Below are 11,814 nucleotides of genomic sequence, written 5' to 3'. Positions count from 1 at the left end.
TATTTAATAGAATCTTAGTGCAAAATCTATTATAAATTATGATGAAAATCAACTTATAAAATCTTATGTAAATATGAAAAACAATAACAAAATAACAATAGTTAATGAATAAATAATTAAATAAATCCAACGCATAAATGAAATATGTGCAAGATATCTGTAAAGTTATAAACTTTACAAAAAAGGTGGGTTCATGAGAATCACAAAAACTGCGTTGGTATTGGGGGTTATTTCAATATTTGTATCTATGAGCATGTGTTTGAATTTTGGATACGATCCTAAAGCTGTTGAATGGTATAACAAAGGTTGGGATCTTCAAGATTCTGGTAAATACTTAGAAGCAATAGAATGCTACGATAAGGCATTGGAAATAGAGCCAGATTTTGTTGAAGCATGGAACAACAAGGGATTAGCTCTTTATGAGTTAGGTAGATATTCAGAGGCTATAAAATGTTATGATAAGGCATTAGAAATAGACCCCAACTTTGCTGTTGCATGGTATAATAAAGGTTTAGCACTCAAAGCTATAGGTAAATATCAAGAAGCGAGGAAATGCTTTGAGAAAGCTTATGAATTAGATCCACGTTTAAAACACAAATAAACGATAAAATTTATACTATTACATGATAAATTAATTTTTAAATTGTAAAAAAGTCAAAAAATCATAAATTAAGCATATCCAAAATGTTTTTTAATCCTTCATCTTTGTCTACAACTTGTGCCCTAACCTCCCTTAAAATTCTTTGGATTGTAAATTTTCTCATGTGTTTATGCTCATGCGCTTTTTTTACCAATGGGCAACCATATGGAAGATTTATCTCTATATTATTTTGCCTTAAAATTTCTCTGTTTTCATTTTTTGTTAATGATAAGAAGGCAGGCATATTTATCCTTATTAATCCATCATCCATTGGAATAATTGACAAATACCCAACAGACAACAAATCCCCAAAAACCACAAATTTAATACCATTATTTTTTGCATAATTTATAACTGCCTCTTCAACTGCTTTATGGCATCTTCCACATGGATGATATTTACCTTTTTCAATATCTTTGGCAATTTTGTCCATATCAATGTCTATAAATTCATGCTTTATGCCCAATTTTTTTGAAAGATTTTTTACGTGGTTTTTAACTTCCTCATGCATAATATGGTTTGAATATACGGTAACTCCAACAACGTCAAAAATATTCTTTGAGATCAATGCTGAAGTAGAGCTATCGACTCCACCACTAAATGCCACAACGGCTGTAGGTTTGTGCTCTACATCAAATTTATAAAAGTATTTTTTACCTTTGATTCTCCTATCCAACAAATTCATCAAATTGTTATATGCATCTAAATCTATCAAATTTTCTTCTTTTAATCGTTCCAATGCTTTCATTGATGCCTTTAACCTTATTTCCTTTATAATTTCCTCCATGCTCTCACTTATTCTTATACAGTAAAGTTAAATTTTTACACTTAACATCCTCTCTATTGCAATTCTTGCTTTTTTGATTATTTCCTCATCGAGTGTTATCTCGTATTTTTCCTCTCTTAAGCATCTCTCAACTTTTTCTAACGTTATTCTCTTCATTGGATCACAAATAGCATCCTTCCTTAATGGAATTAATACCTTCTCTTCTCCAGTTTTTTCGAGTTCGAGTTTTATCCTCGTAATCAACTCACACTCAGTACCGATAATAAACTCCTTCTTATCAGAATTCAAAACATGCCTTATCATTCCACCAGTGCTAAGAACATAATCTGCCAAATCCTGAACTTCTGGATCACACTCAGGATGCACAAGAAGTTCCGCATTCGGATACTCTCTCCTAACCCTCTTAACATCCTCGACAGTGAACTTCTTATGCACATAACAATGCCCATCCTCAGGAATTGGAATAATCTCTTTGTTAGTTCTTTTTGAGACAAAGTATGCGAGATTTCTATCCGGACCGAATAAAACTTTATCACAATCGAGAGAGTTAACTACCCTATCCGCATTCGCTGAAGTACATGTTGCATCCGCAAGAGCCTTTGTCTCAGCAAGCGTATTAACATAAACAACAACCATCGCATCAGGATGCTCCTCCTTCGCCCTCCTTACAACCTCAGCCGGCAACTGATGAGCCATAGGACACTCGATATCTTTTATTTCTGGTATGAGGACTTTTTTGTCACTATTCAAAATTTTAGCAGTTTCCGCCATAAAATCTACTCCACAAAAGACAATAATATCAGCATCCGTCTCCTTCGCCTTTATACAAAGCTCCAAAGAATCCCCAACAAAATCCGCAATCCTCTGAATTTCCTCTCGTTGGTAGTTATGAGCTAAGATAACAGCATTCTTCTCTTCCTTTAACTGATTAATCCTCTGAACTATGTCACTCATAGTTACTCCTCCATATTACTGCGTTATTTAAATTATCAAAAAGTAAGTTATTAAGTTTAGATTTTAAATTATATTACTTAAAATATTTAGAGTACTTAAGATTATAGCAAAGATTATGGCAATTATAGTTGTTCGCGTTATAAAATTGATCGAAAGCGTCAATGAAATTTAAGATTAATTTAACCCCTATTTGGAATTTTGTGGTTGATTTATTGTCATTTTAAAAAATAAATGGCAAAACAAAGTTTTGCCGTATAATTTCGCGAACAACTATAGTTCCACAACAGAGAACTTTATTCATAAATTTACCAATACCCAAATTATAAATGAATAATATAAAACAATATAACAATAAAATTTTTAGAAATCACAATTTTTTAGATTGCAATAATTGGCTGATTATAACAAATAATAACAAAAAATTTATTTTTAATTCTACTCTAATACATATCCTTCTTTTTTTAATCGTTCAATGACATCATTCCATGAAGGTAAGTTCGTCTGACAACCCTTCTTCTCAATAACAAAGGATGCCACACAAGAACCAATTAATCCACACTGCTCTAAGTCATATCCTTTAACATAACCTGCTAAAAATCCTACTCTGTAACTATCTCCAGCGCCTGTTGGGTCAACAACTTTCTCTGCTTTAATACTTGGAATCTTTATCTCCTCATCTTTTGTATATATTACACTCCCATCCTTACCATAAGTTACAACCAAAACATCAACCCTATTTCTCAAACTTTCCAAATCAGTATTTAGCAACTTTAAAGTTCTCTCAAACTCATGCTTATTCATAAATAAAAAATTGGAGTTTTTGATGATCCTTTCCATAGTGTCTTTATCATATAATGGCAAATCTTGTCCAGGATCAAAAGACACCAATATATTGTTTTTCTTTGCTTTTTCAGCACATTTCGCATTAAATTCAGGATCTCCAGTGGCTAAATGGACAATTTCTGCTTCAAATAAAGGCGGATTTAGTTCTTTATAATGTTTTGCCGCTCCCCACAGGAAAAATGTTATTTGGTTGTTATCTTTGTCAGTAAATATCCATGCTTTTGGGGTTTCTTCCTCCTCTGAGTGGTAGATGTGGGATATATCAACACCAAGGTTCTTTAAGTATCTCTCATATCCAGAATTTTTGAAATCATAGCCAACACATGATACAATACCAGAAAGTAACCCAAGTTTTGCTACACCAACGGCAACGTTACACGCTGCTCCACCATAGTATTTTCTTGCAGATGGGATTTGGATGGACGTGTTTGGCTCTGGGAACTTTTCAACATTAAATATGTAATCTAATGCTATATGCCCAACGGATATTATCTTATTTTTCTTGGAGTTAAAATTATCCTCATCCATACAACCACCACAAAGATATGTTTGTTAAGTCCTATTTTTTATTGCCATATCTTATTTAGGATTTTCGAAAGGACAATAATAAAGTTAAATATTTAAAAATAAAATAAAAATGATTATCTACCCTCAACAACCTTTATAGCCTCTTTTAAATCTATCAACCCTTTATACAATGCAGAGCCAACCACTACTCCTTCAACCCCACATTCTTTCAATTTCATTAAATCATCAATAGATGAAACTCCACCAGAAGCAACAATTGGAATATCTAAGGAGTCTACCAATTCTTTTATTGGATTTACATCAATTCCCTTCAAAAGCCCCTCAACATTCACATTTGTAAATAAAATACTTCCAGCACCTTTCTCTTGCAAAATTTTTCCCATCTCTACTGGAGTGTATTTTGTTTTTTCCTTCCATCCCTTTATAACAACATATCCATCTTTAGCATCCAATGCTACCATAATCCTCTTGCTATCCACTTTTTTTGAAAGTTCCTCAACAAAGTTTGGGTTCTGAACAGCAACAGTTCCAATGATTATCCTCTCAGCACCAATATCTATCAATTCCATTGCATCCTCAATAGTTCTAATCCCTCCACCAATTTCCACTGGAATATTTACCTCATCTATAATTTTTTTTAGAATTTCTTTGTTTTTTCTTCTACCTTCAAAGGCCCCATCTAAATCTACCAAATGTAGCATCTTTGCTCCTTCTTCTTCCCATCTTTTTGCAACTTCTACAGGATTATCTAACTCAACATGTTTTTTACTTGGGTCTCCCTGTATAAGCTGGACACATTTTTGGTCTTTTATATCCACTGCTGGAATTACTATCATTTTTTCACCACATACTTACGATTATCGGGTAGTTTGTTTCCAAATTTTTTCTTTTCTTTATCATTAAAATTGCGTCTTCTCCATCATCATAGTAGTTTGGGAGAAATCTTTTATCAACATAACCTCTTTTATAATAAAACATCCTCGCTGTTTTATTGCTAACCCTAACTTCCAAAACGATGTATTTGACATTGCATCTTTCAAAAAAGTATCTTTCCAAATGTTCAATTAATGCTGTCCCTATTCCTCTGTTTCTAAATTCCCTATCTACTGCAATTGAAACAATGTGCCCATTTCCCCATTCAATTGTGCCTATGGCGTAACCAACAATTTTATTATTAATTTCAGCAATGATAAATCCATCTGGGAAGTTTGTGTATAAATGTGTTAACAAAAAACGTGGATAAGTTTTTTTAAATGATTGTTTTTCTATCTCTTCAATCCTATCTAAATCTTCCAACTTAAATTTTCTGATCCTAATCATGGTTTCCATCCTACAAAATAATTTAAATATCATTATTGCAATTATTATTTTTATATTTTGTATAATTTTAATGTTGTTGGTGGTTTTATGGCAATATTGAAGGTAGAAAATATACATAAATCTTTTGGAGGAATTCACGCTTTAAATGGCGTAAATTTGGACGTGGAAGAAAAAACAATAACTGCACTTATAGGACCAAATGGTAGTGGTAAATCCACATTATTTAATGTTATCTCTGGTTTTATAGAGCCAGATAAAGGTAAAGTTTACTTTAAAGGTGAAGATATAACAAAAAGAAAACCCCATATAATTGCTCAGAAGGGACTTATAAGGACATTCCAAACTGCAAGGATTTATAAAAAAATGACAGTATTGGAAAATATGCTTGTAGCTCCAAAGAACCAGCTTGGAGAAAAAAATAACGAATGTGTATTTTAAATCAAAAGACGTTATTAATCAAGATATGGAATACATAAAGAAAGCAAAAGAGTGGCTAGAATTTTTACACCTTTGGCATTTAAGGGATGAATGTGCTGGAAACTTATCTGGAGGACAGATGAAGTTGTTGGAACTTGGAAGGGCATTGATGGCAGAACCTCAGATACTATTGCTTGATGAACCTGTTGCAGGGGTTAATCCAACACTTGCAAGGAAGATATTTGAGGCAATTCAAAAAATAAAGGACGATAAAGGAATAACGTTTCTTATTATAGAGCACAACATGGATGTCATTATGGACTATAGTGATTATGTTTTTGTTATGCACCGTGGGGAAATAATTGCAAAAGGGAAGCCAGATGATGTTTTAAATAATCCAAAAGTTTTGGAGGCATATCTTGGAGAATAAAGCATCTTAATAAAATATCATTTTAATTTACAAGCCATTTAAGATACTTTTTTGGCAAAACTTTCTTAAAGTTTCTTGGTGATACCATGCTAAAAGTCAATAAATTACATGCAGGTTATGGGAAATTGGAGATTGTGCATGGAATTTCTTTACATGTTAATGAAGAAGAAATTGTCACTATTATAGGTCCCAACGGCTGTGGAAAATCAACATTTTTAAAGTCGATATTTGGATTAACAACTATCATGGATGGGGAGATAATATTCAACAACAAAAACATCACAAATATGAGGCCTGACTTAATAGCAAGAGAAGGCATTGGCTATGTTCCACAGTTGGACAATGTTTTTCCAAACTTAACAGTTGAGGAGAATTTGGAGATGGGTGGTTATATACTCCCAAAATCACAACTCAAAGAGCGTATGGAGGAAGTTTATGATTTCTTTGAAGTTTTGAGGGAAAAAAAGGATGTTCTTGCAGGTTCTTTGAGTGGTGGAGAGAGGCAGATGCTTGCAATGGCGAGAGCGTTAATGGCAAAACCAAAACTCCTGTTGTTGGATGAACCTACTGCTGGTTTATCTCCAAAGATGGTATCCACAGTTTTGAAAAAAATCAGGGAAATTACAGATATGGGTGTTGGAATATTGCTGGTTGAGCAAAATGCAAAAAAAGCACTCGAGATTTCAGATAGGGGATATGTTTTTGCAGGTGGTGTTGTTGTTTATGAGGGGAAAGCTTCAGATATCCTAAACCACAAAGAGATTGGAGAGTTATATCTTGGAAAAAAGGCATTGTGATGTGCATTAGATTAAACGCTCATGTTCATTTGGGATTACCCATATAAATAGTGTGCTGTTATTGTGGTTTTGCAGGCAGCATATAAAAATTATCAATGGTAAAACTTGTTTGCTATAAGTAATGATGTTTGCGGATGAGCATAACCATTATAAACCCTTAGAGTTAAAATTAAAAGAATATAATTTAATGGGTCAGGGGGTTTGACCAAACTGTTGAGGGGTTGGGTAAAAGTATAGAGGCAGGTTAGGGGGAGATGAACAATTATTTAAGAGATTAAGGGGGGAGAAAATAATTTTTTATTTTTTAAAATAAAATTTAAGGGGAGAAATGATGGTTTTCAAATTCATTAAAAAATTATCTGGAGTGGATAAAAAGTTAGTTAGTGAAGGCGATGAACTATTTAGTAAGTGCGAGTATATAAATGCTTTGGAGAAATATAAAGAAGCACTAAATATTAATCCAAATAATGTTGATGCTAAAAATGGGATTGAAAAGATTGAAAAAATTGTGTTTTTAAAAAAAGCAGGAAAAAAATTATTCAATGAATGTAAATATTCAGAAGCGTTGGATAAGTTTAATAGGATTTTAAAATTAAACCCGAATGATAAAGGAGCTAAGAAATATGTTGAGAGAATTGAGAAAATCACTTCTCTTAAAAACGAAGGTATAAAGTTATTTGGTGAATGTAAATATTCAGATGCATTAAGTAAGTTTAATGAGGTTCTAAAATTAAACCCGAATGATAAAGAAATTATGGAATATGTTGAGAGAATTAATACAATTAACTCCCTTAAAAACGAAGGTAGGGGATTATTCAATAAATGTAAATATTCAGATGCGTTAAGTAGATTTAAAGATGTTTTAAAATTAAACTTAAATGATGTAGAGGCTAAGGAATATGTTGACAGAATTAATAGGATTAATACACTTAAAAACGAAGGAAAAAGATTGTCCAATGAATGTAAATATTCAGATGCGTTAAGTAAGTTTAATGAGGTTCTAAAATTAAACCCGAATGATAAAGAAGTTAAAGAATATGTTGAGAAAATTAACAAAAAACTTATTGAAATCAAACTTATCAACAATATTGACAATATGAACATTACAACTTATAAAGATGTGTATCATAAAAACAAAGATATTTTTAACAAACGTGATGACTTGTTAGAGCATTATCTCAATAAACTAAAAGAAATGATAAAAGAGTTGAATAATAAGGGGGAATATAAATTAGCAATGGATATAATTGAATTTATAATGTCTGATATTTTTAAATCAGAGCGTTTGGGAGTGTTATGGGGGTTTAAGGCTGCCAATGATGTAGAAGAAATATTCATAAAAGACGATATTGTTGTATTGAGATGTAATTGGGGATACACCTACGCCTTGGATTTAAAAACTGGTGGGGTGATTTGGGAATTTAAGGATGTATTGGCAATATCCATAAAAGACGATATTGTTGTATTGGGATGTGGCTTTTTGGATATAAAAAATATCTGCGCCTTGGATTTAAAAACTGGTTGGGTGATTTGGGAATTTGAGGCTGCTGAGAGTGTAAAAGAAATATCTATAAAAGACGATATTGTTGTATTGGGATGTAAGTGGAGATACACCTATGCCTTGAATTTAGAAACTGGTAGAAAGATTTGGGAATTTAGAGCCGCTGATAGTGTATGGGAAATATCCATAAAAGACAATATTGTTATATTGGGATGTTATAAAGGATACACCTATGCCTTGGATTTAAAAACTGGTAAGGAGATTTGGGAATTTAAGGCTGCTGAGAGTGTAGAGGAAATATCCATAAAAGACGATATTGTTGTATTGGGATGTGGTGAGCTTTTGAAGAAGGAGATAAAAAATATCTACGCTTTGAATTTAAAAACTGGTAAGAAGATTTGGGAATTTAAGGCTGATGAGGATGTAAGGGGAATATCCATAAAAGACGATATTGTTGTATTGGGATGTTTGGGAGGATACACCTACGCCTTGGATTTAAGAACTGGTAATAAGATTTGGGAATTTAAGGCTGCTGGGAGTGTATTGGCAATATCCATAAAGGACGATATTGTTGTATTGGGATGTGGTGATGGATACACCTACGCCTTGGATTTAAAAACTGGTGGGGTGATTTGGGAATTGCTACACCTATCCAAAACAACCCTAAACAACTTAATAAACCAAGTAGAAAAACTAATAAACAAAAAACTATCATACTCAAACCCAGAAAAAGCAATGATATATGATGCAATGATATATTTGAAATTAGCAAAAGAAGAGTTAAACAAATATAACATCAAAAAAGCCTACGAATATGTAAAATTGGCAGAAGTCAATGCTTCGCCAGAACGTTGACTACCTACTAAACAACGCCAAGAAATACTCTGAAGAAGGAAAGGAAAAATACAACAAAAAGTTCTATTCAGAAGCAATTGAATTATTTAACAAATCAATAGAGGAATATGAAAAAGTAAAATCAATATCACTCAATAAAAACAATAAAGAACTATTCAATAAAGCAGTTAATAACATAACAACCTTAAAAAAACTTATTTTAAACTCAGAGTTTTACATTATCCAAAATAATATAAAAACCAACTTAAACTTAAAAAATCCCAAAGATGGCTATAAAAACTTAGAAAACAACCTTCAAGAACTAAAAGAACTGCATAAAAAAGCAGAAGAACTAAAACACTCCGAACTAATAAAACACATAAACACCCTAATAGACAAAACAGAAAGAAACACTGACTCTTTAAAAATAAAATACCTAAAAGAGGAGTATGAAAAGAACAACAATAACATAACAAGGTTAGAGAACCTACTAAACGAATCATATAAAATTGAAAAGGAAATAAAACATTATAAGGATAATCTGAGAGAGTTGCAAAGATTAATAGCAGATAGGATTATAGAACTAAAAATAAACAACTTAGAGAAAAATACAATAGCAAAGGCAAATCTACTTTATAAAAAGAAAGAATACTTTAAAAGTAGAGAGGTGTATAAAAACGCATTAAAAGAGTTAAATGACATTGAGGACTACGCTGTAAAACTAAAAATAGTTAGATTTAGAAATAAACTAAACAACCTAAAAAACCTAATCAACGAAAACATAAGGCGGTTAAATGACATACTACTATCAGAAGAAAAACCTGAAAAAACTGTTGAACTAATTGACATTGAAGAGATAAACTTAGAAAATATCCAATACACTCCAAAAACACCTGAGCAATTTACGCCTAAACCCTACCCAGCGTCTTCACTACCTTATGAACTCGCACAGAACTATAAAGATGTTGAACTTATTGGGCAGGGGGGCTTTGCGAGAGTTTTCAAAGCAGTTAGGATAAAAGACAACCTACCCGTAGCAATAAAAATACCTATATCCTTAGACCCACAGACAGGAAAATCGTTTATAAACGAACTAAAGATTTGGAGTAGTTTAGACCACCCAAATATTGTCAAGGTTTATGATTACAACGTTTTCCCAATCCCTTATATTGAAATGGAACTCTGCGATGCGGACTTAAATGAATATATGAAAACTAAAAAATTATCCCTAAGAGAAATATCTTTCCTAATATTCAACATCGCAGAGGGTTTAAAGTATGTACACTCTAAGGGCATAATTCATAGAGACCTAAAACCACACAATATCCTTCTAAAAGATGGAATACCTAAAATCTCCGATTGGGGGCTTTCAAAGGTTATATCTCAATCTACTTCAACAACAAGAGGCGGCTTTACTCCTTACTACGCAGCACCGGAGCAAATACGTAAGGAAATAGAAGACGAAAGAACGGATATTTGGCAGTTGGGAGTTATCTTTTATCAATTAACAACTAATCAACTACCGTTTAAAGGAGATAATTTAAGGGAAATTGATATGAACATTTTAACAAAGAAACCAACACCGCCAAAGGAAATAAACCCAGAGATAGATGACACACTGAATAAAATAATCCTTAAATGCCTGAATAAAAAACCAGAGGATAGATACCAATCTGTATTAGAATTACAAAAAGATTTAGCGAAATATTTACAAATCACATTTAAAGAGGAGTTGTCTAAATCCATAACTACAAAGGACTTTTCAAGAAGTGCCTATTACTGCGGGGACTTAATACTATTAAACCTAAAAATCAACAACGGAGTGGAAGCATACAAATACATTGGAGATTTAATCCACTATGCAAAAGGAGAGGTTAAAGAGGAACTACTAAAACTAAAAGAAGCGGTAAAATACAGGGTGGAAAACAACATCCCAATACCTTATGAAATAGTAAAAAAAGCAGAAGTCATAATCCATAAGATTAGATTGGGCTTTAAATCTTAACACTCATGTTCATTCAAGATTACTCATATAAATGATGTGTTGTTATTGTGGTTTTGCAGGTAGCATATAAAAATTATCAATGGTAAAACTTGTTTGCTATAAGTAATGATGTTTGCGGATGAGCATTAATCAAAAATCTAAACATTTAAATGTATAAATAAAAATCAAAAAAACTTATACTCAAAAAGATAAAAAGAATAAAAATTGATAAATCTTAAAAAATTATTATTTATGCCAATCCTAATTTTTTCTTCAAGTGTGGCATTAATCCCCCATCGTTCAAGATTTCCATCATGAATTCTGGGAGTTTTTGTGCTTTTAACTCCTCTCCAGTAGTTAAGTTCTTTATTATACCTTTGTCTAAATCCACCTCTAATATATCTCCTTCTTTAACGTGTTTTGTTATGTCTTTACATTCTAATAAAGGTAATCCAATGTTTATTGCATTTCTATAGAAAATCCTTGCAAAACTCTCAGCAATAACTAATGATATTCCAGCTCCTTTTAATCCAATTGGAGCGTGTTCTCTACTTGAACCACAACCGAAGTTTTTACCTCCAACAATGATGTCTCCTTTTTTAACTTTTTTTGGAAAATCAGGATCTGCCCCAGTCATAGCGAATTTTGCAAGTTCTTCTTCTGTTGTATATACTAAATATCTTGCTGGCAATATTGCATCTGTATCAATGTTATCTCCAAACACCCATGCCCTACCTTTTATAACTTTCTCTACCATCTATCTCACCTCTTTTTTTATT

The 11,814-nt window shown here is 32.2% G+C and carries 12 protein-coding genes; 6 read left to right on the top strand and 6 right to left on the bottom strand.

Annotated features, from left to right (window positions below; translation table 11 throughout):
• The first annotated feature begins 193 nt into the window (after positions 1-193).
• Positions 194-601 (top strand): tetratricopeptide repeat protein, encoded by a 408-nt coding sequence (locus METIG_RS00650; RefSeq protein ID WP_013798301.1) that lies wholly within the window; start codon positions 194-196, stop codon positions 599-601.
• A 61-nt stretch (positions 602-662) separates the two neighbouring features.
• Here METIG_RS00650 and METIG_RS00645 read toward each other — a convergent pair whose 3' ends face one another.
• The 5 genes from METIG_RS00645 to rimI form a co-directional block, all read right to left on the bottom strand.
• On the bottom strand, positions 663-1,427 hold the full coding sequence (locus tag METIG_RS00645) for a 7-cyano-7-deazaguanine synthase (RefSeq protein ID WP_013798300.1): 765 nt from the start codon (positions 1,425-1,427) through the stop codon (positions 663-665).
• Positions 1,428-1,454: 27 nt separating this feature from the next.
• Positions 1,455-2,381 (bottom strand): quinolinate synthase NadA, encoded by a 927-nt coding sequence (gene nadA / locus METIG_RS00640; protein ID WP_013798299.1) that lies wholly within the window; start codon positions 2,379-2,381, stop codon positions 1,455-1,457.
• 435 nt (positions 2,382-2,816) lie between these two features.
• Positions 2,817-3,752: a carbohydrate kinase family protein gene (locus tag METIG_RS00635; RefSeq protein ID WP_013798298.1), complete on the bottom strand. Its 936-nt coding sequence runs from the start codon at positions 3,750-3,752 to the stop codon at positions 2,817-2,819.
• Positions 3,753-3,865: 113 nt separating this feature from the next.
• Positions 3,866-4,588: a 1-(5-phosphoribosyl)-5-[(5-phosphoribosylamino)methylideneamino]imidazole-4-carboxamide isomerase gene (gene hisA, locus METIG_RS00630; protein ID WP_013798297.1), complete on the bottom strand. Its 723-nt coding sequence runs from the start codon at positions 4,586-4,588 to the stop codon at positions 3,866-3,868.
• Between the two features lie 4 nt (positions 4,589-4,592).
• Positions 4,593-5,072 carry a ribosomal protein S18-alanine N-acetyltransferase gene (gene rimI / locus METIG_RS00625; RefSeq protein WP_013798296.1) on the bottom strand — a complete coding sequence of 160 codons (480 nt, stop codon included), beginning with the start codon at positions 5,070-5,072 and terminating at the stop codon, positions 4,593-4,595.
• A gap of 87 nt (positions 5,073-5,159) precedes the next feature.
• Between rimI and METIG_RS09590 the strand changes: the two genes are divergently transcribed.
• The 5 genes from METIG_RS09590 to METIG_RS00605 all read left to right on the top strand — a co-directional run bounded on the left by METIG_RS09590 (position 5,160) and on the right by METIG_RS00605 (position 11,056).
• Positions 5,160-5,510 carry an ATP-binding cassette domain-containing protein gene (locus METIG_RS09590; protein WP_245527614.1) on the top strand — a complete coding sequence of 117 codons (351 nt, stop codon included), beginning with the start codon at positions 5,160-5,162 and terminating at the stop codon, positions 5,508-5,510.
• A 25-nt stretch (positions 5,511-5,535) separates the two neighbouring features.
• Complete coding sequence (locus METIG_RS09585; RefSeq protein WP_245527613.1) at positions 5,536-5,919, top strand: ABC transporter ATP-binding protein C-terminal domain-containing protein; 384 nt, start codon at positions 5,536-5,538, stop codon at positions 5,917-5,919.
• Positions 5,920-6,005: 86 nt separating this feature from the next.
• Positions 6,006-6,716 (top strand): ABC transporter ATP-binding protein, encoded by a 711-nt coding sequence (locus METIG_RS00615; protein ID WP_013798295.1) that lies wholly within the window; start codon positions 6,006-6,008, stop codon positions 6,714-6,716.
• Positions 6,717-7,047: 331 nt separating this feature from the next.
• A complete protein-coding gene (locus METIG_RS09080; RefSeq protein ID WP_013798294.1) occupies positions 7,048-9,072 on the top strand; it encodes an outer membrane protein assembly factor BamB family protein in 2,025 nt (674 codons plus the stop codon).
• Positions 9,053-11,056, top strand: coding sequence for a serine/threonine-protein kinase (locus tag METIG_RS00605; protein WP_013798293.1), 2,004 nt, complete (start codon positions 9,053-9,055; stop codon positions 11,054-11,056). The genes METIG_RS09080 and METIG_RS00605 overlap by 20 nt, the downstream gene beginning before the upstream one ends.
• Positions 11,057-11,285: 229 nt before the next feature.
• Here METIG_RS00605 and METIG_RS00600 read toward each other — a convergent pair whose 3' ends face one another.
• Positions 11,286-11,792 carry a 3-isopropylmalate dehydratase small subunit gene (locus METIG_RS00600; RefSeq protein WP_013798292.1) on the bottom strand — a complete coding sequence of 169 codons (507 nt, stop codon included), beginning with the start codon at positions 11,790-11,792 and terminating at the stop codon, positions 11,286-11,288.
• Positions 11,793-11,814 lie beyond the last annotated feature (22 nt).

Source organism: Methanotorris igneus Kol 5 (assembly GCF_000214415.1).
Classification (GTDB): domain Archaea; phylum AGJL01; class Methanococci; order Methanococcales; family Methanococcaceae; genus Methanotorris; species Methanotorris igneus.
The sequence above is the reverse complement of the archived record's forward strand: the minus strand, read 5'-3'. Positions and strand labels throughout refer to the sequence as shown.

Excerpts from the sequence above, each read along its gene's own strand:
- METIG_RS00650 (WP_013798301.1), top strand. The coding sequence starts at position 194 with ATGAGAATCACAAAAACTGCGTTGGTATTGGGGGTTATTTCAATATTT.
- METIG_RS00645 (WP_013798300.1), bottom strand. The coding sequence starts at position 1,427 with ATGGAGGAAATTATAAAGGAAATAAGGTTAAAGGCATCAATGAAAGCA.
- nadA (WP_013798299.1), bottom strand. The coding sequence starts at position 2,381 with ATGAGTGACATAGTTCAGAGGATTAATCAGTTAAAGGAAGAGAAGAAT.
- METIG_RS00635 (WP_013798298.1), bottom strand. The coding sequence starts at position 3,752 with ATGGATGAGGATAATTTTAACTCCAAGAAAAATAAGATAATATCCGTT.
- hisA (WP_013798297.1), bottom strand. The coding sequence starts at position 4,588 with ATGATAGTAATTCCAGCAGTGGATATAAAAGACCAAAAATGTGTCCAG.
- rimI (WP_013798296.1), bottom strand. The coding sequence starts at position 5,072 with ATGATTAGGATCAGAAAATTTAAGTTGGAAGATTTAGATAGGATTGAA.
- METIG_RS09590 (WP_245527614.1), top strand. The coding sequence starts at position 5,160 with ATGGCAATATTGAAGGTAGAAAATATACATAAATCTTTTGGAGGAATT.
- METIG_RS09585 (WP_245527613.1), top strand. The coding sequence starts at position 5,536 with ATGGAATACATAAAGAAAGCAAAAGAGTGGCTAGAATTTTTACACCTT.
- METIG_RS00615 (WP_013798295.1), top strand. The coding sequence starts at position 6,006 with ATGCTAAAAGTCAATAAATTACATGCAGGTTATGGGAAATTGGAGATT.
- METIG_RS09080 (WP_013798294.1), top strand. The coding sequence starts at position 7,048 with ATGGTTTTCAAATTCATTAAAAAATTATCTGGAGTGGATAAAAAGTTA.
- METIG_RS00605 (WP_013798293.1), top strand. The coding sequence starts at position 9,053 with ATGCTTCGCCAGAACGTTGACTACCTACTAAACAACGCCAAGAAATAC.
- METIG_RS00600 (WP_013798292.1), bottom strand. The coding sequence starts at position 11,792 with ATGGTAGAGAAAGTTATAAAAGGTAGGGCATGGGTGTTTGGAGATAAC.